Source organism: Shewanella decolorationis (genome assembly GCF_004354305.1).
GTDB lineage: Bacteria > Pseudomonadota > Gammaproteobacteria > Enterobacterales > Shewanellaceae > Shewanella > Shewanella decolorationis.
The window spans coordinates 2,738,885-2,760,577 of sequence record NZ_CP037898.1 but is presented as its reverse complement, the minus strand read 5'-3'; the positions used below and the strand labels follow the sequence as shown (position 1 = coordinate 2,760,577).

Genomic DNA, 21,693 nt, shown 5'->3' with positions numbered 1-21,693 from the left:
ATTGATAACCCAGACTTAAGGCTGAGCCTATTCAAGCCTTAAGTCATCCCAATGCAAACAAGAGGACAAAGGATGTACCAGATTGCGATTGTGATATTCGATGAATTTACTGATATCGATTTCTTTTTAATGCGCGATATTCTCGGCCGCACAACAACCGATTGGACAGTCAAAGTGCTCGGAACCAAACCTAGCCACAGGTCGAGTTTGAGGATGACGGTAGAAACCGATGGTCATGTCGCGCAAGTCGCCGATGCTGATGTGGTATTATTCAGCAGTGGCTACAAAGGCGTACCTGCCGCACTTGCGGATCCTGAGTTTATGTCGGCCCTTAAATTAGATCCCGCACGGCAATTGCTTGGCAGTATTTGTGCGGGCTCATTCTTTTTTGCCAAGTTAGGCTTACTCGACAATATCTCGGCAACAACGCACCCCGATGCCAAACCCGCATTGGTAGCCATGGGTGTGGAGGTGGAAGACTCTGCTCTGGTGGTCAATGGCAATATTGCCACCGCGGGAGGTTGTCTGTCCTCACTCTATTTAACGGGTTGGGTTGCAGAGCGTTTATTTGACAGTGCAAAGCGCCGCGAAATTCACCGGCAACTGATCCCTGCAGGCCAAGCCGATGTTTTTGACGCTTTAATCGAATCCTCGATTGCCTCAGCCATTCGCTAATATTGCGCCTCTGGATAAAAGGGCTTCAATAATGACACTCAAAGCACTACTCAATCAGTTAAAAACCGAGCACAAGATCACCAGCGCAGCCGAACTTGCGGCGCTATTGTCGCAAGATGAAGCGCTACTTCAGCAGATCAAACAGGCGGATGCGCAGTATTGGGTCAACTTTAGCAAGCAGACGTTTGATGGTTGGTACTGCGTCGCTACGCCATCGAATGCCAGTTACCATGTGTACTATCAAGAGCGTGGGCAACATTGCTGGGGAGAAGAAGTATTTAGCGATCAACATTTGGCAATCGCTACGGTGATTTTTGAGTCAGGACTGTTTCACGCTGAATAAAGGCATCATAAGTCTGAATAACTTTCGATAATTTAACTGTATAGCACTAAATGCCAAGGTTTTATGCCTAAACCGATTTAGCACGCCCATAACAAAGCCATTAATCTGCCGCGACTTAGCAATATTGATGGCTTTTCATCTGAGTGACTTACTGTTAAGGTGATGTTTTTATAAGCAATTGACGTTCTCGTTCAACAGGTCAATGGCAGCGGAGCATTCACTATGGATTGGTTACTGATCGCCCTCGCAGGCTTACTCGGCGGCATGTTAAATGCGGTGGCGGGCGGCGGCAGCTTTATCACCTTATTTGCCCTTGTGTTTGTCGGCGTGCCACCACTGATGGCCAACGCTACGGGCACCGCCGCCCTGCTCCCTGGCTACCTTGCCAGTGCATGGCGTTTTCGAAAAGAGATTGAATATCCTGCAAATCTTAGCTTAAAAACCCTCTGCCTGATTGCGATAGCTGGCGGATGCCTCGGCGCGGCGATACTGCTAAGCACCAGCGAGCAAGTATTTGCTTATCTTGTCCCTTGGCTGATTTTGCTGGCCACACTTGCCTTTATCGCCGGACCTTGGTTACTGAAAAATCGCTTAGCGAATGCCAGCATCCCCCGTGTGAATACCGTCAAGCCACTGACGGCAATGATGATTATCTTCATCGTCTGTATTTACGGCGGTTATTTTAACGGGGGATTAGGGATTATTTTACTCGCCACCTTTGGGTTACTCGGCCAAACCCAATTACATGGGATGAACGGGCTTAAAAATTTACTCTCCGCCCTACTCACCACCATTGCCGTGGTGATTTACGCCCTAGGTAATCTGATTGATGGACAATATCTGTTACTGCTTGCCATTATGGCGATTGTCGGCGGCTATCTTGGCGCAGCGCTGGCTTATCGCATTCCCCAATCCCTGTTGCGGGGTTTTATAGTGCTTGTCGGTTTAGCCATGAGTGTGGGATTTTTTATGCGTTAACCCCTTTGCGTTAGCCTAAGATATGCCAACCTCAAGAGTCATGTATTGGCAGACTACCTGCTTAATAGAAATCTAGATACTGGACAAAATAAGGAAGTATGATGGGCGCCATTTCGATTAGACAAGCACAAATAGCCGACCTTAATGCCATAACTAGCTTACTGTTACAGCTGGGTTACAATGCCACCGAGCCGCAGTTACAGCAGTATCTCGATGCTCCTAAAAGATCGGATGAAATCTATCTCGCAGAGTCAGAGGGAGTTGTGGCTGGGTTGATAAGTTTGATCTTTTTTGATTATTTTCCCTCGCAGCAGCAAATCTGCCGCATTACTGCTTTAGTGGTGACTGAGGCCAGTCGAGGCTTAGGTGTGGGGACGCAACTGATTGACTTTGCCAAAGACAGAGCAAGTAAGCGAGGTTGTTGCCAGCTTGAGGTCACCACCTCTATGCGCCGCGAGAAAACCCAAGCCTACTACGAGTCCATTGGCTTTGAGAAAACCTCCTTTCGCTATATTCAAGCTATCGAAGGTAAATGAATAGAGTTAACCAAATAAAATAGGCGCTTAAGTGTACTCAAGCGCCTATTTGGGCTAAGCGTTAGCGTGGGATTAATCCTGCGCCAACTCCTTTTCTAATTGCTGGGCAATGGCTTCTGGCGAGCCGCTGTTACGGGCAAAGAGACCGTAAGCAGTTGGGATCACATAAATGGTAAACAGCGTCGCTAGCATAATGCCCGCAAGCACCACCACACCAATCACAAAGCGGGTTTCTGCACCCGCACCCGTTGCCAATACCAGAGGGACTGCGCCCGCGGCAGTGGTAATCCCCGTCATTAGGATGGGGCGTAAACGCTGACAAGAGGCTTGAATAATGGCGCGGTCGAAATCGACGCCCTTATCCCGCAACTGGTTGGCAAATTCGACGATCAGAATACCGTTTTTCGCCGCCAAACCGACCAACATAATAATCCCAATCTGGCTGTAGATATTCAGACTCTGGCCCGTAAACCACAGCCCAATTAAGGCGCCAACTGTGGCCAGCGGTACCGTCAGCATGATCACCATAGGGTGAATATAGCTTTCAAACTGCGCTGCTAATACCAAGAACACAATCCCCAGCGCCAGCAGGAACACAAAGTACATTGAGCTGCCAGATTCTTGATAATCAAGGGATTGTCCCTTATAGCTGATCACCGCTTCCGCGGGAAGATAAGCACGCGCCACTTGATTGAGGTAATCCAGCGCTTCACCTAGGCTATAACCATCCGCCAAGCTGGCCTCAATGGTGATCGCCCGCATACGGTTGTAACGGTTAAGGGAACTGGCATCGGCAAACTCTTCTACCGTAACTAAGTTGGATAATGGGATCAGCTCCTTCGTCCGTTCGGAGCGAACATAGATATTTTGCAGATCGGCCGCAGTATTTTGGTTACTGCGCTCCCCTTCCACAATCACATCGTACTCTTCGCCATCACGCATAAAGGTGGTGACTAAACGCGAGCCTAACATCGACTCTAAAGTACGGCCGATATGGGAAATCGATACCCCAAGGCTGGCCGCCCTGTCCCTGTCAATCACCACTCTAAGCTGCGGTTTAGTCTCTTTATAGTCGTGGTCAAGGCCAAGCAGTTTAGGATTTTCCGCCGCCTTTTCCATCATAATGTCGCGCCATTGCGCCAATTCTTCGTAGCTTGGGCCACCAATCACAAACTGCACTGGCTTACCCACGCCGCGGCCAAAGGCTTGACGCATCACAGGGAAGGCCTGCACACCGGCTAAATCGGCGAGGCGCTTGTTAATATCGCCTATCACTTCTTTCATCGGGCGACGTTGTCCCCAATCTTCGAGCACGATAATCGCCATCCCGTTAGAGAAGTCGGCGGCGCGGCCAAAGCCACGGGGAGCACGGATCAGCAAGCGTTTAATGTCGCCCGAGTCCACCAACGGCATTAAACGGTTTTCCACTTCGTTCATGTAGGATTCAATATATTCGTAACTCGCGCCCTGTGGCCCGTTTACCATCAAAAATAACGAACCCCGATCCTCCTGCGGCGCAAACTCCTGCGGCACTTTTTGGGCGAGCAGCACGCTGCTACCAAGGGCAATCAACACAATAACCGACATCAGCACAGGTTTTGTCATCGCTTTTTCAAGCGAGCTTTGATAGCTGTGGGAAATGCCGGTCATAATGCTATCGACCTTACGCACTAACCACGAATCCTGCGACGCCGGTTTAAGCAGCTTAGAGCACATCATCGGACTTAAGGTTAAAGCCACGATACTGGAGAAGATCACCGCTGCGCTCATGGCCACCGCAAACTCCTTAAAGAGCTTACCTAAGTCCCCTTCGAGGAAAGTGATCGGCATAAATACCGCCACTAGCACTAAGGTGGTGGCGATAACCGCAAAGGCCACCTCACGGGCGCCCAAGAATGCCGCCTTTAAGGGCGAATCCCCTTCTTCGATACGGCGGTGAATGTTCTCCAGCATCACAATCGCATCGTCGACCACCATACCGATGGCGAGGATCATCGCCAGCAGCGTCAACAGGTTGATTGTGTATCCTAGCGCATAGAGCACGATAAACGTGCCGAGCAAAGACACGGGCACAGTAATCGCGGGGATTAACATAGCGCGCACGCTGCCAAGGAACAGATAAATCACGATGATCACCAGCACCATGGCGGTGAACAGGGTTTGGTACACCTCTTTAATCGAGGCTTCGATAAACACTGAGCTGTCGTAGCTGCGTTTAATCGACATGCCAGCGGGTAAGGTTGGATTGATTTTATCGACTAAGGCGTTAACGGCGCGGGCCACTTCTAAAGTGTTGGCGGTCGACTGTTTCGACACCCCAAGACCAATCATGGCCTCCTTGTTGCCGCGGAACATGATGCGCTCTTCTTCTGAGCCAATTTCCACCTTAGCCACATCGCCAAGTTTGACGAGATAGCCATCTTCACCTTGGGAAATCACCAAATTGGCAAAGTCCTCGGCGGTGCGATAACTACGCTCTAAACGCACGGTAAAGTGACGTTCCTTAGACTCAAGCGAACCGGCAGGCAACTCAACGTTTTCAGCCCTTAACGCAGCTTCAACATCGGCCACAGTAAGGCTTCGGGATGCTAAGGCTTGTCTGTCGAGCCACACGCGCATGGCGTAGACCTTGCCACCACCGATACGGATCATCGACACCCCGTCCACTACAGATAGACGGTCGGATAAATAGCGACGGGTGTAATCGGTCAGCTCTAATGTGGTCATTTGATCCGACACTAAGTTGAGCCACATAATCACTTCATCGCCACCGTTGGCCTTTTGCACCTCTGGGGGATCGGCTTCTTCGGGTAAGTTATCTAACAGGCCCGAAATTCTATCGCGCACATCGTTGGCCGCATCTTCAATGTTGCGGCTGATATCAAACTCTAAGGTCACCTGCGAGCGACCATCACTGCTCGATGAACTCACATGGCGAATACCTTCGACGCCGCTGATCCTATCTTCAATCAGCTGGGTGATACGACTCTCGACCACGGCCGCACTGGCGCCGCGATAGTTGGTTTCAATCGAGACAATTGGCGGATCGATGTTAGGGTATTCCCGCAGCGGTAACTTATCGAATGCCACTAAACCAAAGGCCACCAGCAATAGGCTAATAACCGAGGCAAATACCGGCCGTTTAACGGAAAGATCTGTCAGGATCATACGCTTGGCTCCGTATTAGCATCGGAAAGATAGCTAAACTTTTCAGCCAATTGAGTCTTCACCACATCACCAGGGTGTACCTTTAGAAGGCCGCGGATCACCACGTTTTCACCAATCTCTAAACCACCGAGGATTTCAACCCAGCCGCGGGTACGAATACCAATAGTGACTTGCTTACGCTCAATCACATTGTCTTTATTGACGCTGTAAACAAAGTGCTCTTTTTGGATCGGGATAATCGCCGACTCAGGTAGCATCAAGGCTTCGCGGCTGCGTTTGATGAGTTTCACCTTCATCAGCATGCCGGGCAGTAAACGTAAATCAGGATTTGGGATTTCGGCGCGAACAATCACGGCGCGAGTGGTTGGGTTTACACGGCTATCGATAGAAATCACTTTGCCGTTAAAAATTTCATCGGGGAATGCCACGGCTTTAGCTTCGACTTGCTTGCCTGGCTGCAGGTCTTGAATAAAGCGCTCAGGCACCGAAAAGTCTAATTTAATCTTAGAGATATCATCGAGTGTGGTGATCTCCGTCCCCGGAGTCACTAAACTACCCACACTCACTTGGCGCAGGCCTAAACGACCATTAAAGGGCGCCACTATGCTGCGATCATTCAGGGAGGATTGCGCCTGCTCTAACTCGGCGCGGGCGGTATCGATTAAGGTTTGCAGGCGGTCACGCTCTAGCTCCGCCACTGTGCGGCTGGTCACCAGAGAGCTGATCCGCGCTAATTCGCGCTGGTTATCGCTCACCTTCACCTGCGCCACTTTCACTTTGGCAATTTGCTCGGCATTTTGCAGTTGCACTAATAAATCGCCCTTCTTGACGATATCGCCATCATCAAACTTGAGCGAAGTAACCACATCGGTGACTTTAGGCGTGATAGTCACAGACTCATATGCCTTGTTGGTGCCTATGGCTTCGACTTCGTCACGCACTGGGGCCATGGCGGCCGTCGCGATGACCACATTAGGGGTGAGCTTAACTTTTGCTTGCTGCGTCTCTTGGGGTTGCATACTTTGGTATCCAAACCAGCCCGCAGCAAAAATGGCGATGATAATTATGATTTTTTTCATCTGGCTTCCAAATGATGATGACTCGCATTAGTGACGGCTAGTTTACCCACTCGCATCATTGCATCAATACGTTTTACTTTTTCTTACAAATTACGGCAAATGCGCAAATTGTGTAATAAATAGCGATTTGAGTCAGAAAGGGGGAACAGGATTAATAACACAGTAGGATACTTGGTGTATTTAGTGAATTACTTCAACAAATATCAAAATTCAAATCAGTTTATCTAAAACCATGCTGTAAATATTGATATATGCCAGAAATATCCTGAAACACCATTCTGTATAGATAACGCACAGCGGTGCTCAAATAGCAGGCACAAAAAAGGGCGATAAATCGCCCTTTTTTGACAGAGATAGAATTAGCGCAGTTTGCGCTCTTCTTTCATCAGATCTGACAGTGACTTATACACGTTAGTTACGACATCATTCGACAACGGTTGATCTTCACCATCGCGCAGCAGGATTTTGGTTTCCTCTGGGCTATCACCGTCTTCGAGTAATAAACGGTAACTGCCTTCCTTCAAGGACAATTGATTGTCGTTCCACAACGAACTCCAGAAACCAGAGTTGTCGGTAAACTTGATGAAGTACAGGCCCTTAGCGCTATCCATATCGGCTATTTCAAAGCCCATTTCTGGCAGCACGATACGTAGACGATCCCATACTTGCTTGTAAGGCGCTTTAGCTGACCAATAAGCGGCACCTTCTTCAGGCGTCACTAAATCCACATTGATCCCTAAGGTCTGCTTCAAACGGTTAGCTTGAATGGCTTGCTCACGTTTAACGCTCATGTAGGCAATGGCGCTATTTAGCATATCAATGGTGTAGCGCTGCTTATCTTCACCACTGAGTAAAACATCCTGCTCTTTACCATCATAAAACTCTTGGTGTTCAACCAAGTGGATAACGATGTTTGCAGTACGACCGTGTGGACGAGTTTCTACATCGAAGCGATAGCGCTGACGCAGTAGATACTCTTTATCTGACCCCCAGAGACTGGACTCTAAAACTTCACGGTTTTCAATCCAATCGGTTTCGATACTACCTTTATCGAAATCACGACTACGGATAGGAATCGCTTGTTTTGCAAAGAAACCGTCTAAGTTAGTGAAGATCTCTTGCTTAAGATCGACACTATTATCAATCGATTCAACCACGATCTTGATATTATCACTGCCCTCTTCCACATGAGTGCCTTCTGCCATTGGCAGCACTTGCAGTGGTGGACGGATATCGAGGTTTTTACCAATAAGTGCAGGATTTGCCTTAGGACCTAAGGCTGGCACTTCAAATTCCTTATTGTATGGCGGCGTTTTTAATCCCTCAGGGATTTTTAGCATTGGCGCTTGCTCAGCCTGCACATAGTCTTCACCACCGTTAGCTTGGCGACGCTCTAATGGCGTACTACAAGCTGCAACAGCAGCAACTAGAAACAGCGGGGTGACTTTCTTTAACATTAATTATTTAACCTCTATCTGGGCACGAGTCATTGCATCTAACAACAGACCATGACATTGCTCAGAAAGTTCAGTCAAAGGTAAACGAATATGGCCACACTCAATCAGTCCCATACGGTGAGCGGCCCACTTCACAGGGATTGGGTTAGCTTCACAAAACAGTGTGCTGTACAGACCACGCAGCGGCTCATCAATACTCGCTGCTAATTCGGCATTGCCAGCAAGTGCTGCATCACACATGGCTTTAAAGGCTTTTGGCACTATGTTGTTGGCAACCGAAATCACGCCATTACCGCCAAGGAGTAAAAACTCTCTCGCCGTGGCGTCATCGCCGCTGTACAACATAAAGTCATTACCACAAAGCTCACGTAGGCGCTTAACGCGAGATACATCGCCTGTGGCTTCTTTAACGCCAATAATATTGCTTACACTCACCAATTCAGCCACGGTTTCGGGCTTCATATCAACGGCGGTGCGTCCGGGAACGTTATACAGAATTTGGGGAATATCCGTGCTCGCTGCCACCGCTTTGTAGTGTGCAACTAAGCCCTTTTGCGTTGGCTTATTGTAGTAAGGAGTCACACCGAGCATGGCGGCAACCCCTACTTTTGATAAAGACTTAGTGAGTTCGATGGCCTCTGCAGTGGCATTTGCACCATTACCACCAATCACAGGAATACGACCAGCAGCAAACTTAACGGTTTGCGCGACCACAGTAACGTGCTCATTCATTGGCAGAGTCGCTGACTCGCCAGTAGTGCCCACGGCGACGATAGCGTCTGTGCCTTGGTCAATATGGAATTCGACTAACCTTTCAAGACTTGCAAAATCTACTGAGCCATCACTGTTCATTGGCGTGATTAAGGCTACGATGCTTCCGTTTATCATCTGACTTCCCCAAAATTTCAGGATTCGCTATGGTACTGATGCCAACCATTAATGACAAGCATTAACGGGGGTCTCAAATTGAATTAGTTATGGTAGCATTACATCCCGCACAAAAACTCGGCACTAACCCTGAGTTTTCGCTCTATGATATCGAAAAAGTGAGGACAATTCATGACCAATTTCCTGGTCGTAACCGCAATGGGCGTAGACCGTCCTGGACTCGTAAGTAAACTAGCTCGGCTTGCCAGCGACTGTGACTGCGATATCGTCGACAGCCGTATGGCATTATTTGGTAACGAATTTACCTTAATCATGATGTTGTCAGGTTCGTGGGCATCCATAACGAAAATTGAAAGCTTGCTCCCGAGTCTTAGTGTTGAATTAGAACTGATGACAGTGATGAAGCGCACCTCTAAACATACGCCGCAAAATTACCTTTCACGCCTCGAAGTACGCTTTACTGGTAAGGATCAACGCGGCACCATGAAGCGCATTACCCAGTTCCTTGCCGACCGTTCCTTAGACTTGGCAGCAGTCCGCTCCTTCTCGGAAGAACTCGACAACGGCGAGCAAACGCAGACGATTTCGTTAACCATCAATATTCCTGAAAAAGTTGAACTAGAAAAGCTCGAAAAGAGTATCTATCAACTCTCCGAGGAGATGGCACTGGATTGCACCATTCGACGCATGGAAGGCACGACCTCAAGAAACGACAGAGGATAATTGATGAATACATTAACTGCTGGCGCCAAAGCGCCGCTATTTACCCTTCAAGATCAACAGGGTAATGCTGTTTCCCTACAAGAATGCTTAACGCGTGGCCCGGTTTTAGTCTACTTTTACCCTAAAGCTTCAACCCCAGGCTGCACAGTACAAGCCTGCGGTTTACGCGACAGCAAAGCCGAACTCGACAGCCACAAAGTGACTGTGCTTGGCATTAGCCCAGATCCTGTAGCTAAACTAGCCAAGTTTGCTGAAAAACAGTCACTTAACTTTACCCTACTCAGCGATGAAGACCACAGCGTGGCCGATGCCTTTGGCGTGTGGGGCGAGAAGAAGTTTATGGGCAAAATCTATGATGGTATCCATAGATTAAGTTTCCTCATCAATACCGACGGCACCATTGCCCATGTGTTTGATAAGTTTAAAACCAGCGATCATCACCAAGTGGTGCTGGCACAAATTGCAGCTCAGCAATAACAGTAAATGCTAAGCAAGGCATTTACTGAATGATGGTCAATGCATAACTAACGGCTCGGTTTGAACTTTTCAGGTTCAATTGTACAAAAAAATCGCACTCAAACATTAAATGGCCCGAAATTAGGGCCATTTTTCATGAAAAATTTTCAGCTTGTGGCGAAAAAATCCACTTATCATCCAGCGACTTTCGCTATCGATTGTTCCATTGAACAACCAGCTCAATTCGGAAAAAGATTATAGGAAGACAGGCTGTAATGCTTCAGTTTCAGGCTGTTGATAGTGATTAAAGTCAATCTGGCAGCCTTGCTCAGTCACAATTGAACCATGTGCTAAACATAAATGTTCAGGAAAACCAGCAGTGATAAGCGGCTGGTTAAAACGGATCAGATCCCAACTTGAGGGCATAAATAGCTTAATCATTTGGGCAACTAGGGGATAGGGGTAAACAGCCAAATCCAGATTTGTCTCAAAGCTGACGTAGGAGCTATCCCCCTGCCCCGTCGATGGCGTGATATGTATGCTAATATAGTCAGCTCCACGTATCCCATTCAACGAAAATCCCGTAGGCTGGAAACAGTGCATATCAAATTGAAAGTTAGGGAAGAGTTGCTGCAAACCTAAGCGTTGATAAATCCCCAGCTCAGTTTGTGACGGCTGTTTGAGGTAATCAGCCAGCTCGCCACGGATGTGATACATCATGAGTTCTAAGCAAGTCTCGGTTGAGAGCATAGCTTGGTTGTCTATACAAAACAGATTGTCGGTACAAAACAAATAGTGATGATGTGAGTCTAAATGGCCCACTCGAAAGGCTTTTCCGGGGATCAAAGTCCGCAATTTAGCGATATCGTCCACAAAACTCGTGCTTTGAAGCTGGGCTTGGTATTCATTCTTGCGCTGATAACAGAGCGCGGCAATATGCTCTACACCAACGGCGTTAATAAAATGGCAGGCGGCATCCACTAAGGTGCTATTACCGCAGGTGAGCAGCAAAATTTTATCATCCCAGACAAACAGACTGGATTCACTCAACAGATAGGCATCGCAGGCAGGATTACGGATTGTAGACAGGATTTCCGCATTGGCACAGGCCACCAAAGTACACCAAAAACCGCACTCTTGTTGACGTAGTGATGCCATATTGGGGGTGAGTCTGATCTCAAGCTTTTTTTCCGCGCCTTCAAAAAACATCAAGCCGTTCGCCTCATCTTATCCCTGTGTTTGGGCATCTATCTATTGGTATAGCAGTCATTAATCGTTCACTGGCAACACTCGTTTAAGCGAGCGAACTCATTTTTAGACTGGTAACCCATCAATTTCGCGCGGCTATTTTTACACGACTAGCGCCGCAATAAAACCACCGAGCTAGCTTTTACAAGGTGCCGGCCTTGCAACGCACTCACCTTTACAACTCGCCAGCAAAAAGCAACACACTCACCTTGGCAACGCACTAGCAAAAATAATAGGCTATAAAAAACAAAAGTCAGCCTAAGTGTCCCTAGGCCGACTTTTTTAACACACTCAATATTAAGAAAAATCTTCTAAATAAGTGTAACCTTTCAGACCCACTTGCAGTTCTTCTAAAATCTGGGCGCGTTCGTCTTCGGCAATGTGCTGATTCACTAACTCTTCGTAAGTACGCATAAAGTCAACGGCATCTAAGTTAACATAGCGCAGTACGTCAGCAACCGTATCACCTGCAAGGACCGACTCAATATTGGTCACCCCGTTTTCTTCAATGCTCACCACAGCAGAGTTGGTGTCACCAAACAGGTTATGCATATCACCTAAAATCTCTTGATATGCACCCACCATAAAGAAGCCGATCAAGTAAGGACTTTCAGCGCTCCAAGCTGGCACAGGCAGCGTGGTTTCAATCCCTTGACCGTCTACGTATTGGTCAACAATACCGTCAGAGTCACAGGTGATGTCCAGCATCACGGCGCGGCGCTCTGGCGCCTTGTCTAAACCAGACAGTGGCAGCACAGGGAACACCTGATCGATACCCCAAGCATCCGGTAACGATTGGAATAATGAGAAGTTAACGAAGAACTTATCAGCTAATTTTTCGTTTAACTCATCGATAATCGGTCTGTGGTAACGGTTTTTGGTGCTTAACAAACCTTGCACTTCGTGACATACACGCAGGTTCGTTTGCTCAGCCCAGGCACGTTCAGCCAAGCTTAATTGACCTAAGGCAAACAGCGATTGCGCTTCTTGCAGGTCACTTTGGCTATCGTGGTAAATCTCAATCAAAGCACGTTGATCGGCACGGCCGCTGATCTCGGTCCAAGATTGCCACATGTTGTGCAGCAGCTGTGGTGACTCTTCCGCAGGCGGCTGGATTTCTTCTACCTGATAGGCTTCAGTACCAATCACATCGGTGATCAACACAGCATGGTGCGCCGTTAAGTGACGGCCAGATTCTGAAATAATACGTGGCATAGGTTGCTCGTATTCATTACAGATATCGGTAAGCACGTTGACGATGTTGTTCGCGTATTCGCTTAAGCCATAGTTCATTGAGTTGTTACTTTGGCTACGGGTACCGTCGTAATCCACCGCTAAACCACCGCCAACGTCGAAGCAGTTAATGCTGGCGCCTAACTCACGTAATTCACAGTAAAAACGCGCCGCTTCGCTCACACCTTGACGAATATCGCGGATGTTGGCGATTTGCGAGCCTAAGTGGAAGTGCAGTAACTGCAGAGAATCTAACATATCCTCTTGTTTTAACTGATCAACCACGGTCAGAATTTGCGCTGCTGATAAACCGAATTTCGATTTTTCGCCGCCGCTGGCTTGCCACTTGCCTTTACCTTGGAAGGCAAGGCGAGCACGTAGACCTAAGCGAGGTTTCACTCCTAAACGCTTAGACTCGGCTAACACCATCTTCAGCTCAGACAGTTTTTCTAAAACGATGTAGACCTTATGGCCTAACTTTTCACCAATTAAGGCTAAACGAATGTATTCGTTATCTTTGTAACCGTTACATACGATCACTGAACTGGCTTTTTGCGCCATGGCCAATACGGCCATTAATTCTGGCTTACTGCCTGCCTCTAGGCCTAATTGTGGAACTTCTTTTGATGCTTGGCTCGCAAGGATCTCTTCCACCACAGTTTTTTGTTGGTTTACTTTAATGGGGTAAACCAGCAAATAGTCCGCCTGATACTCATATTTTTGTATCGCTTGGTCGAATGCTTGGCACAAACTGTTCACTCTGTGGTGCAGAATTTGCGGGAAACGAACTAATACAGGTAAAGCGACCCCTGCTTTAACCATGTCTTTTGCTAGCTCATTTAAGCCAATCTTGTGATCAGGATTCTTAGGATCCGGCGACACTGTCACCTCACCTTGGTCGCTGATCCCATAAAACCCTTGGCTCCAGTGGGTAACGTTGTACCCAGCACGAGCAGCATCAATAGACCAATCATTCATTTTTATTTAGCCCGTCTATAAAAAAATGGGTTAAACGGCCACTGCATTCTTGCACGACCGCCCGTTCGACAAACCCAGGTAATCATACGGTTACCTGACATACAATTAGGATGTTTTCACCCTGTTTAATGCAGCAAAATCCCCCCAGCAGAGGTGACATTGATGCGTTTTTCCTTAACGCAGCCGGGGTAGACCCCAGATTCTGATTACTTTGGCGATAGTAGGAGATGGCATTTATATTCCCTTTTATCGCCTTGGTTTCTCACCAATGGCATTAACCTTAGCGCGCTTTGAGGTCAAAAAACACTCAAAACCCTTATATTAGGCGTCGCATCACCGCTCAAGACCCCAAATATCCAAAGAGGGTTTCAAGCATGTCGACAACTATAGGTAACACTAAAGGAACAACATTACATATTAAGTGGCTAAGCAAACGCTTACGCACTTAATAACAGGCAAGATTATTGTAACAGGGGACTGTTGGCTTCTTCGCGGCCAGAATTGATACGGATTAACGTGAGATGTTTAAGGCTAGTATCGTCATAGGGCACAACGATTGAGCGCTGGCATTGAGATGCTTTTAGGCAAAGAGCAAAAAATGGATGCTTGTGCATTAGCTAAACAATTCCTCTTAACCCCATGTAACCATTATAAATTGTACGTTACACGGTGAATGACCTGTGAACCATAAAATCATTACAACTCACGTAATATTTGTCATGTCTGTAACGAGCGAAGTCGTTAAACGGCGCAATTAAACCGCGCAATGTCACAGAATGCAAGCAAGAATCTCATTTAATATTTTTCATTAAAATATAATAAACACCGCATTAACAGGCTGGCCAGCAAAAAGCAGAGTTATCTATTTAAAATCAATAAATTAAATATCACCCACACTCTAAGTGCGTTCAATATTTTTTAATAGCCAATCAAGATAATTCGATAACATTTGCACACATCAGCAATATTATTTTATCGCAGCGCGACTGTTCATTTACGACTATCAACGTAAAAGCCTATCTGGAAGCTGCCGTTTACAGATAAAGCGGTTATAATCACCGCCGAATGACATCCTTAGATAGAGAGTTCCATGGTACAGATAGGAAAAACCTGCAAACTTGAGGTGGTAAAACAAGTCAGCTTCGGTGTGTATTTAAATGCCCACGAATTTGGCCAAGTGTTACTGCCCAACAAAGCCACCCCAAAAGATTGCCAAGTCGGTGACTGGCTGGAGGTATTTTTATATCTGGACTCTGAAGATATCGTCATTGCCACAACTCGTAAGCCTTTAGCGCAAGTAGGAGAATTTGCCTACTTAAAAGCCGTGGCAACGGGTCCTTACGGGGCATTTTTAGACTGGGGATTAGATAAAGATCTACTGCTGCCCTTTGGCGAGCAGCATAAACCCATCGAAGAAGGCCGCTCTTACCTCGTCTACGTGCATGTTAACCGCGCGGATGAACGTATTGTCGCCTCATCAAAAATCGATAAGTTCCTCGATAAAACCCCGGCTCAGTACGAAGTGGGTCAACAGGTCGACTTATATATCGGTGGCACCACAGATTTAGGCTACAAAGCCATTATTAACCATGCCCACTGGGGCGTGATTTACCAAAATGAAGTGTTCCAAAAGCTGCGTTTTGGCCAAAGGGTTAAAGGCTTTATCAAACAAGTGCGCCGCGATGGCAAAATCGATCTGGTCTTACAGCAAGGCAGTAAGCAAGAGCTCGATAAGCACGCTCACATTATCTTAGTAAAACTCAAGCAAGCGGGAGGCTTCTTACCGCTGACCGATAAAACCGATGCCGAAGTGATTTACGAGCAACTCGGTATGAGTAAAAAAGCCTTCAAGAAGAGCATCGGCGGCCTGTTTAAAGCGGGTAAATTAAGTATCGACGATGATGGCTTACGCCTGACGGAAGCAGACTGAGTAGGCAGAATAGTCAACCGATTACGGAACTTAGCACTCTCGCCCCCTAATGTTAGTGCTTTATTTGTACAAATAGTTGGCCTTAAACCTCGGTTTACAGACAAGCGCTAGGATATTAAGCATGGCTCTGTTATAACAAAGCCATGCTTTTTTCTTTGGAGCTTATATGGAACTCACGTTACACGAAGCCAGAGTTATCGGTTGCCTACTTGAAAAAGAAGTCACCACCCCAGAGCAATACCCGCTTTCACTCAATGCCCTGACCCTCGCCTGTAATCAAAAAACCAGCCGCGATCCCGTATTGGACTTAAGCGAAGCGCAGGTTCAAGATGCCCTCGATTCATTGAATAAAAAGCGCTTAATCAGCGAGCAATCGGGCTTTGGTAGCCGAGTCGTCAAATATAAGCACAGATTCTGTAACACCGAATTTAGCGAGTTACAACTTTCCAGCGCGGCGGTAGCCATTGTCTGTTTGCTGCTACTTCGCGGCCCACAAACGCCGGGCGAATTGCGTACCCGCAGCAACAGGCTGCACGACTTTAAAGATGTGCTCGAAGTGGAAGCCTGCATTAAGCAATTGATGGAGCGAGATAAACCCGTGCTAGCTCAGCTACCACGGGAGCCGGGTAAGCGTGAATGTCGTTATACTGAGTTATTCTCCCAAGGTGCAGAGCAAATTAGCGCCGCGTCATTCACCAATGCCACCAATACAGATGCACACCCGTTAAACGAGCAGGATAGACAACAACTGGAAGCGAGAGTCACGCAGCTTGAAGAGCAAGTGGCTGAACTTAAAGATAAGTTAGACTCGCTTATCGCTTCTTTATCCTAACCGCGCCGCGGACGACTTTCGCGAATGGTCGCTCTTAATGATGACTAACGTGAAAGTTTGTCCGCTCACTCACTAACGAGACAGCGAATGACACCGAACGCTCCCAGTACATTCAACAACATGCTTTTGATCGCTGGCTTTGAATGTCGAAAATTTCTATTTAACCTTCGCGGGATTATCGCCCTTATCGCCTTTGCATTAGTGTGGGGCATGCTATTGCTCTACCCCATCCAAGGCGCTTCGACCCTATTGATGCAGCCCAATATCAAAGATCTGATCGACGGCCTCTTAGGCAACCAAGCACTCAATGTACTGTTTGACTGGCCCGTGGCGGAAATGGCCATCTTCTGGTGCTTTGCACTTTATCTGTTTCCGATGTTCAGTATTTTGATTGCCGCCGATCAGTTCTCCTCAGACAAAACCCGCGGCACATTGCGCTTCTATACCATAAGAACTAGCAAAGATAGCCTACTTTTTGGTCGCTTCTTAGGGCAAATCCTAATCCAAGGTCTACTGATCTTATTGACCATCCTTGCCACCATAGCACTAGCATTAACGCGCGATATTGGTTTGTTATTACCCGCATTAACGTCGGGCGCCTTGGTCGGCGTCAACCTAGTTATCGTGATTTTACCCTTTACCGCGGTCATGACCCTATTGTCCCTCTATGCCAACACGGCTAGACAGGCCATGGTGCTCGCCACCATCTTGTGGACGGTCGTCTCGATTGCACTGCTGATTTTGGGTAATCAATCCAGCTTATTTGAAGGGTTACAATGGATATTGCCGGGCGCTCAACTGTCGAACATGGTCAACACCAATGGACTCAATAGCTTTGTCTACGCGCCTATTCCCCTATTACAAACCGCATTCGCCCTTTTCCTTGGCCGCATTTATATCCAAAGGAGTCAACTATGATCCTCATTCAATGCCAAGGACTGTCCAAACACTATGGCAGCAAAAAAGCGCTCAATAACGTTAACTTAACCCTCGAATCAGGAGCGCCTATCGCTTTGGTTGGCCCTAACGGTGCAGGTAAAACCACACTGTTTAGCCTGCTCTGCGGTTACCTCACCCCAAGCGCGGGCAAGGTGCATATTTTGGGAGAAGCGCCCAATAGTCCTACATTATTAGGCCAAATTGCCGCCCTTCCACAGGATGCAACGCTCGATCCCAATTTAACCATTATCAGCCAGTTAAGCTTCTTTGCGCGTCTTCAAGGAATGGATAGCAAACAGGCAAATCAAGAAGCCCTGCGAGTACTGAATTTAGTGGACTTAGCCGAGGTGGCGCAGCAAAAGCCACCGAGCCTAAGCCATGGAATGAGTAAACGAGTGGCGATTGCCCAAGCCTTAATCGGCTCACCCAAGCTGGTATTACTCGACGAGCCCACCGCAGGACTCGACCCGGCCAATGCTAAGAAAATCCGTGAACTCGTCAGAACGCTCTCGCCCACAACCACCTTTGTTATCAGCTCGCATAACTTGGACGAGCTCGAAAAGCTCTGTGACCAAGTGCTGTATCTAGATAAAGGTGAGTTGGGCCAATCCATTTCGATGCGCTCATCCAATAGCGGCAGTGATTATCTCACCCTCACCATGGAACACTGCGACAGTGAAACGCTTATCCAAACAGTAGGTCAAATACCCGGTGTAGTGAATATCACCTCAAAACAAGCCCATGTATTTGTTATCCAATTAGATGACACGGCAAATCACCATTATGAGTTTGAAACTGCCCTGCTCGCCCTATTTAAGCAGCAGCATTGGCAATATAAGATGCTGCTGAAAGGACGCACATTGGAAGAAACGTTATTTTCTTAAGCCCGCGATAAGTCCAGCCATAATTCCACCGCTTAAACCAACTCTTACAGCGCCCGCAAGGGCGCTCAGTAAACACAGTGTTGTTTATACACAGCGAAAGCAATGCCATTTCTTACACCCTATCAAAGTTGGAACAGTCGTAACTATCAGTGTTAAAACGCTTGATCCTCTAACGTCCACTTTAGCGCTAAACGCTACAGGTCAACTTAGGGCCTAACGCTGCTTATATGGGGAGTATTTCCGTTTCAAAGAAAAGGTGAGTTACCACCACTAACCAATAAAGCAGCAGTTAAGCCACTTTGGTAAACCTAGGCTTTCAATCTGATCCCGAGCTTGTTATAACTCCCCTTTCCTGCTCTTTCGCTGAATTCAGAGGTTTCAATGAACAAAGCACAACTTATCCAACGTATTGCCACTTCGCTTGAACAGTCCCAGGCCAGCACTAAACCTGTTGTCGAACAGATCCTGCAACAGATCCATATCGCCTTAAGCGAAGGTGAGAAAGTCTTCCTGCCACAATTTGGCACCTTCGAGTTACGTTACCATTTACCTAAATCGGGTCGGAACCCACAAACTGGCGAGATGATGGAGATTGCAGGCTTTAACCAGCCAAGTTTTAAAGCAGCGACAGCGCTTAAACAAGCAGTAAATGGATAGGATGTGAATAAAGTGTCGTTAAACTACGGCACTTTTTTGTGGATACAAGTTAACGATTTAAGTTTGATAATGAGTTTTGATGGTAAGAGGCCTAATAAATATTCCATCCATTTTAAAGCTCGCAAAGTCAGTCGCTTAACCATGCACTACAGCCATAGCTGCCATCAAGCAATCCATTTTAAGGGCGTTTATATGAGTTCTTGTGCTTTAATCACATAAAAATGCAAGCAGCAAAAGGTGCCTATAATAATGATAATAGAGACTAATTTTAAAGCGAAACTCCAAGACTTATCTGAGTCCTGTGAGGGCAAGGCATATAAACCTTCGTTTTTAATGCTCAACCAAAGCATCGTCGGAAGTTAGCAACCACTTTATTGACAATATTTACTTTTTCTGATTTTGCAATTTCCTTATTTGAACCTCACAGACAGTTGTGCCGTTTTGAAGGTATTCGTATATAGCTCTGGCTCTTTCAGCCATCCGATGATCAGATGTCAACAAGGCTGAGCAGCTTGCGGCCATGGCAATATGTCGGGCGTCGCTTTGAACATTCGCGATAGATCCAAGTTTTCGGGACTTTTGCTCTGCGTGAAAACCTAACAGATCGAACATTGCGCAACATGCGATGATGCCATACTTCACCTCAGTGTTTGCTGGCACGAATACGTTGTTGGGCTTGAACCCAAAAAACTCGTCTATTGTTGGCTGAGAAACGTTTGTTGAGACTATTTCCCATATCTTTTTAAGCTGGTCGGGGCCTTCTATGTTTGTTAATCCGGATCTCGGAACACCAAACGCCGCACGAGTTTGCATTATATGATTATCATTCTCCGATATGTCTTTTATGGCTTTTTCAAAGCTATCTTGAACCGCGTCCACATCCCCTAGTCGATGTCGATACTCATCAGGCAGTATAGCTAGGAGCTCGGACAACTGCTCCTTCATAACTACAGGCATTTGAACAAGGTTATCTAACACCGCCCCTCCATTGACCCACGCAATTAAAGGATAAATGACTTCTTCATTGTATGAAGTGTCCTTGATAGCTTCGAGATATTGGTTGAAATGGTGCTGAGGACTGCTTCCTTGTATTAGCAACGTTCGCCCAGTCTCCTTGAATGACGCGTCTAACTCTGAATCGACTAATTGCGCGTCAAAGCTTTCGAGCACATCAAGGTACTTATCTGGATCGGCAGATCTTCGTATCTCTGAAAAGTGCTCTTTCGAATAGACTAACACTGCATCATTAGGCTTCTGAATTGTAAGCTTGCCGTTTGCCTGAGCACTTACGATATTCAGATCGAGATATATAAGGGGTTTGTGCATAAAAAATATCACACACTAAATAAATATGGCCATCCATTCTAAATCAACAACATGTCAAAACAAACCTAGAAAAAATCGCGTGCTTTAAATGCAAAAAAGCCCCGACTAATGTCGAGGCTTTTTACTATTCACTAAGAATAATGGTACCCGAGGCCAGACTTGAACTGGCACGCTGTTACCAGCGAGGGATTTTAAATCCCTTGTGTCTACCGATTCCACCACTCGGGCAAACTCTGAATATCGCAAGCAGTGCTGTTGATATTGTTTAACTCTTTACTTCGTTACTTTACTTATATTTCAAAAATATAAATAACGAAATTTAATGCTTCAGCTCGCTTTGAGCTGTCACCATTATAATAATGGTACCCGAGGCCAGACTTGAACTGGCACGCTGTTACCAGCGAGGGATTTTAAATCCCTTGTGTCTACCGATTCCACCACTCGGGCAAACTCTTTATATTAACGACGGGAATCGTGTCATTAATATCTTAATTATGGAGGCGCGACCCGGAGTCGAACCGAGATCGACGGATTTGCAATCCGCAGCATAGCCATTCTGCCATCGCGCCATCTTTCCAATCATTTAGATTGGAGCGACATATCGGGTTCGAACCGATGACCTATACCTTGGCAAGGTATCGCTCTACCAACTGAGCTAATGTCGCATCATGCAGAGTTAAGATTTTGTTTTCACTTCGTCTCTCGTCTACGGGGAGGCATTCTACCTATTTACGATGCAGTGTCAACCGCTGTTTTATCGATAACTTACTGCTTGCGCACTAAATAATCTCTTTGATCTTTTATTGTGCTATTCAGCCGTTAAATCTTTCCAAGCGGCTAAAATGTAACTCATCATTGACCAGAAGGTTAACACGGCAGCGATATATAACAGCACAAATGCCGCGGTGATCATGAGTGGGTTGTATTGCCAGATCAGGCCAATAATCGCCACCATCTGCGCAGCAGTTTTATATTTGCCGATCCAAGAAACCGCAACCGTCCCGCGCTTACCTAATTCGGCCATCCACTCACGCAAGGCTGAAATCACAATTTCGCGACCAATCATAAACAGTGCCGGCAGCGTTAACCAGATATCGGCATATTGCTCCACCAGCAACACCAGCGCGGTGATCACCATCAGTTTATCGGCAACGGGATCGAGAAAAGCCCCAAAACGCGTGAGTTGCTTGAGTTTTCGGGCGGCATAGCCATCCAAGGCATCGGTAATGGCGGCAAGCCAAAACACAAATGCAGCAACGAAGGGAGTCCAACTGTACGGCAGATAAAAAAGCACCACGAAGATGGGCAGTAAAAAAAGCCTAAAAAGGGTTAATGCTATAGGTAAGTTAAACGGCATGATCAA

The 21,693-nt window shown here is 46.9% G+C and carries 20 protein-coding genes and 4 tRNA genes; 11 read left to right on the top strand and 13 right to left on the bottom strand.

The window, feature by feature from the left end; genetic code table 11:
* Positions 1–72: 72 nt before the first annotated feature.
* The 4 genes from EYR25_RS12595 (at position 73) to EYR25_RS12580 (ending at position 2,532) form a co-directional block, all read left to right on the top strand.
* A complete protein-coding gene (locus EYR25_RS12595) occupies positions 73–675 on the top strand; it encodes a DJ-1/PfpI family protein (RefSeq protein WP_133180455.1) in 603 nt (200 codons plus the stop codon).
* Positions 676–706: 31 nt separating this feature from the next.
* Entirely contained in the window at positions 707–1,018 is a 312-nt protein-coding gene (locus EYR25_RS12590) for a cytoplasmic protein (protein ID WP_133180453.1), read from the top strand.
* Between the two features lie 222 nt (positions 1,019–1,240).
* The gene (locus EYR25_RS12585) at positions 1,241–1,996 is read left to right on the top strand and encodes a sulfite exporter TauE/SafE family protein (RefSeq protein WP_133180451.1); all 756 of its coding nucleotides are present in this window, start codon (positions 1,241–1,243) and stop codon (positions 1,994–1,996) included.
* 101 nt (positions 1,997–2,097) lie between these two features.
* The gene (locus tag EYR25_RS12580) at positions 2,098–2,532 is read left to right on the top strand and encodes a GNAT family N-acetyltransferase (protein ID WP_039977362.1); all 435 of its coding nucleotides are present in this window, start codon (positions 2,098–2,100) and stop codon (positions 2,530–2,532) included.
* A gap of 72 nt (positions 2,533–2,604) precedes the next feature.
* Here the strand turns inward: EYR25_RS12580 and EYR25_RS12575 are convergent, their stop codons facing one another.
* From EYR25_RS12575 to dapA, 4 genes are all read right to left on the bottom strand, one after another.
* The gene (locus EYR25_RS12575; RefSeq protein ID WP_133180449.1) at positions 2,605–5,700 is read right to left on the bottom strand and encodes an efflux RND transporter permease subunit; all 3,096 of its coding nucleotides are present in this window, start codon (positions 5,698–5,700) and stop codon (positions 2,605–2,607) included.
* The gene (locus EYR25_RS12570) at positions 5,697–6,779 is read right to left on the bottom strand and encodes an efflux RND transporter periplasmic adaptor subunit (RefSeq protein WP_133180447.1); all 1,083 of its coding nucleotides are present in this window, start codon (positions 6,777–6,779) and stop codon (positions 5,697–5,699) included. The genes EYR25_RS12575 and EYR25_RS12570 overlap by 4 nt, the downstream gene beginning before the upstream one ends.
* A gap of 359 nt (positions 6,780–7,138) precedes the next feature.
* Complete coding sequence (gene bamC / locus EYR25_RS12565) at positions 7,139–8,236, bottom strand: outer membrane protein assembly factor BamC (RefSeq protein ID WP_023265818.1); 1,098 nt, start codon at positions 8,234–8,236, stop codon at positions 7,139–7,141.
* A gap of 3 nt (positions 8,237–8,239) precedes the next feature.
* Positions 8,240–9,124, bottom strand: a complete 885-nt coding sequence (dapA, locus tag EYR25_RS12560) for a 4-hydroxy-tetrahydrodipicolinate synthase (RefSeq protein ID WP_133180445.1) — start codon at positions 9,122–9,124, stop codon at positions 8,240–8,242.
* Positions 9,125–9,295: 171 nt separating this feature from the next.
* On the opposite strand from dapA, the gene EYR25_RS12555 reads away from it, so the two are divergent.
* Both EYR25_RS12555 and bcp read left to right on the top strand, forming a co-directional pair.
* Complete coding sequence (locus EYR25_RS12555) at positions 9,296–9,847, top strand: glycine cleavage system transcriptional repressor (RefSeq protein ID WP_023265816.1); 552 nt, start codon at positions 9,296–9,298, stop codon at positions 9,845–9,847.
* 3 nt (positions 9,848–9,850) lie between these two features.
* Entirely contained in the window at positions 9,851–10,324 is a 474-nt protein-coding gene (gene bcp / locus EYR25_RS12550; RefSeq protein WP_133180443.1) for a thioredoxin-dependent thiol peroxidase, read from the top strand.
* A gap of 234 nt (positions 10,325–10,558) precedes the next feature.
* Here bcp and EYR25_RS12545 read toward each other — a convergent pair whose 3' ends face one another.
* The 3 genes from EYR25_RS12545 to EYR25_RS12535 all read right to left on the bottom strand — a co-directional run bounded on the left by EYR25_RS12545 (position 10,559) and on the right by EYR25_RS12535 (position 14,376).
* Positions 10,559–11,512 (bottom strand): adenosylmethionine decarboxylase, encoded by a 954-nt coding sequence (locus EYR25_RS12545; protein ID WP_133182852.1) that lies wholly within the window; start codon positions 11,510–11,512, stop codon positions 10,559–10,561.
* 336 nt (positions 11,513–11,848) lie between these two features.
* The gene (speA, locus tag EYR25_RS12540; protein WP_133180441.1) at positions 11,849–13,762 is read right to left on the bottom strand and encodes a biosynthetic arginine decarboxylase; all 1,914 of its coding nucleotides are present in this window, start codon (positions 13,760–13,762) and stop codon (positions 11,849–11,851) included.
* Between the two features lie 461 nt (positions 13,763–14,223).
* Positions 14,224–14,376, bottom strand: a complete 153-nt coding sequence (locus EYR25_RS12535) for a hypothetical protein (protein WP_011071981.1) — start codon at positions 14,374–14,376, stop codon at positions 14,224–14,226.
* 476 nt (positions 14,377–14,852) lie between these two features.
* Here EYR25_RS12535 and EYR25_RS12530 point away from each other — a divergent pair, with 476 nt between their 5' ends.
* From EYR25_RS12530 to EYR25_RS12510, 5 genes are all read left to right on the top strand, one after another.
* On the top strand, positions 14,853–15,692 hold the full coding sequence (locus EYR25_RS12530; protein WP_023265812.1) for a CvfB family protein: 840 nt from the start codon (positions 14,853–14,855) through the stop codon (positions 15,690–15,692).
* Positions 15,693–15,858: 166 nt separating this feature from the next.
* Positions 15,859–16,524 (top strand): YceH family protein, encoded by a 666-nt coding sequence (locus EYR25_RS12525; RefSeq protein ID WP_133180439.1) that lies wholly within the window; start codon positions 15,859–15,861, stop codon positions 16,522–16,524.
* 87 nt (positions 16,525–16,611) lie between these two features.
* A complete protein-coding gene (locus tag EYR25_RS12520; protein ID WP_133180437.1) occupies positions 16,612–17,442 on the top strand; it encodes an ABC transporter permease subunit in 831 nt (276 codons plus the stop codon).
* Positions 17,439–18,347, top strand: a complete 909-nt coding sequence (locus tag EYR25_RS12515; RefSeq protein WP_133180435.1) for an ABC transporter ATP-binding protein — start codon at positions 17,439–17,441, stop codon at positions 18,345–18,347. The genes EYR25_RS12520 and EYR25_RS12515 overlap by 4 nt, the downstream gene beginning before the upstream one ends.
* A 381-nt stretch (positions 18,348–18,728) precedes the next feature.
* A complete protein-coding gene (locus tag EYR25_RS12510) occupies positions 18,729–19,004 on the top strand; it encodes an HU family DNA-binding protein (RefSeq protein WP_133180433.1) in 276 nt (91 codons plus the stop codon).
* Positions 19,005–19,388: 384 nt separating this feature from the next.
* On the opposite strand, the gene EYR25_RS12505 is transcribed toward EYR25_RS12510, so the two are convergent.
* The 6 genes from EYR25_RS12505 to pgsA all read right to left on the bottom strand — a co-directional run bounded on the left by EYR25_RS12505 (position 19,389) and on the right by pgsA (position 21,687).
* The gene (locus EYR25_RS12505) at positions 19,389–20,330 is read right to left on the bottom strand and encodes a hypothetical protein (RefSeq protein ID WP_133180431.1); all 942 of its coding nucleotides are present in this window, start codon (positions 20,328–20,330) and stop codon (positions 19,389–19,391) included.
* A 141-nt stretch (positions 20,331–20,471) separates the two neighbouring features.
* Positions 20,472–20,558 (bottom strand) — tRNA-Leu (locus EYR25_RS12500).
* 132 nt (positions 20,559–20,690) lie between these two features.
* Positions 20,691–20,777, bottom strand: a tRNA-Leu gene (locus EYR25_RS12495).
* A gap of 48 nt (positions 20,778–20,825) precedes the next feature.
* Positions 20,826–20,899, bottom strand: a tRNA-Cys gene (locus EYR25_RS12490).
* Between the two features lie 20 nt (positions 20,900–20,919).
* Positions 20,920–20,995, bottom strand: a tRNA-Gly gene (locus tag EYR25_RS12485).
* A 143-nt stretch (positions 20,996–21,138) separates the two neighbouring features.
* Positions 21,139–21,687 (bottom strand): CDP-diacylglycerol--glycerol-3-phosphate 3-phosphatidyltransferase, encoded by a 549-nt coding sequence (gene pgsA / locus EYR25_RS12480; RefSeq protein ID WP_011625896.1) that lies wholly within the window; start codon positions 21,685–21,687, stop codon positions 21,139–21,141.
* Positions 21,688–21,693 lie beyond the last annotated feature (6 nt).

Excerpts from the sequence above, each read along its gene's own strand:
- EYR25_RS12595 (WP_133180455.1), top strand. The coding sequence starts at position 73 with ATGTACCAGATTGCGATTGTGATATTCGATGAATTTACTGATATCGAT.
- EYR25_RS12590 (WP_133180453.1), top strand. The coding sequence starts at position 707 with ATGACACTCAAAGCACTACTCAATCAGTTAAAAACCGAGCACAAGATC.
- EYR25_RS12585 (WP_133180451.1), top strand. The coding sequence starts at position 1,241 with ATGGATTGGTTACTGATCGCCCTCGCAGGCTTACTCGGCGGCATGTTA.
- EYR25_RS12580 (WP_039977362.1), top strand. The coding sequence starts at position 2,098 with ATGGGCGCCATTTCGATTAGACAAGCACAAATAGCCGACCTTAATGCC.
- EYR25_RS12575 (WP_133180449.1), bottom strand. The coding sequence starts at position 5,700 with ATGATCCTGACAGATCTTTCCGTTAAACGGCCGGTATTTGCCTCGGTT.
- EYR25_RS12570 (WP_133180447.1), bottom strand. The coding sequence starts at position 6,779 with ATGAAAAAAATCATAATTATCATCGCCATTTTTGCTGCGGGCTGGTTT.
- bamC (WP_023265818.1), bottom strand. The coding sequence starts at position 8,236 with ATGTTAAAGAAAGTCACCCCGCTGTTTCTAGTTGCTGCTGTTGCAGCT.
- dapA (WP_133180445.1), bottom strand. The coding sequence starts at position 9,124 with ATGATAAACGGAAGCATCGTAGCCTTAATCACGCCAATGAACAGTGAT.
- EYR25_RS12555 (WP_023265816.1), top strand. The coding sequence starts at position 9,296 with ATGACCAATTTCCTGGTCGTAACCGCAATGGGCGTAGACCGTCCTGGA.
- bcp (WP_133180443.1), top strand. The coding sequence starts at position 9,851 with ATGAATACATTAACTGCTGGCGCCAAAGCGCCGCTATTTACCCTTCAA.
- EYR25_RS12545 (WP_133182852.1), bottom strand. The coding sequence starts at position 11,512 with ATGTTTTTTGAAGGCGCGGAAAAAAAGCTTGAGATCAGACTCACCCCC.
- speA (WP_133180441.1), bottom strand. The coding sequence starts at position 13,762 with ATGAATGATTGGTCTATTGATGCTGCTCGTGCTGGGTACAACGTTACC.
- EYR25_RS12535 (WP_011071981.1), bottom strand. The coding sequence starts at position 14,376 with ATGCACAAGCATCCATTTTTTGCTCTTTGCCTAAAAGCATCTCAATGC.
- EYR25_RS12530 (WP_023265812.1), top strand. The coding sequence starts at position 14,853 with ATGGTACAGATAGGAAAAACCTGCAAACTTGAGGTGGTAAAACAAGTC.
- EYR25_RS12525 (WP_133180439.1), top strand. The coding sequence starts at position 15,859 with ATGGAACTCACGTTACACGAAGCCAGAGTTATCGGTTGCCTACTTGAA.
- EYR25_RS12520 (WP_133180437.1), top strand. The coding sequence starts at position 16,612 with ATGACACCGAACGCTCCCAGTACATTCAACAACATGCTTTTGATCGCT.
- EYR25_RS12515 (WP_133180435.1), top strand. The coding sequence starts at position 17,439 with ATGATCCTCATTCAATGCCAAGGACTGTCCAAACACTATGGCAGCAAA.
- EYR25_RS12510 (WP_133180433.1), top strand. The coding sequence starts at position 18,729 with ATGAACAAAGCACAACTTATCCAACGTATTGCCACTTCGCTTGAACAG.
- EYR25_RS12505 (WP_133180431.1), bottom strand. The coding sequence starts at position 20,330 with ATGCACAAACCCCTTATATATCTCGATCTGAATATCGTAAGTGCTCAG.
- pgsA (WP_011625896.1), bottom strand. The coding sequence starts at position 21,687 with ATGCCGTTTAACTTACCTATAGCATTAACCCTTTTTAGGCTTTTTTTA.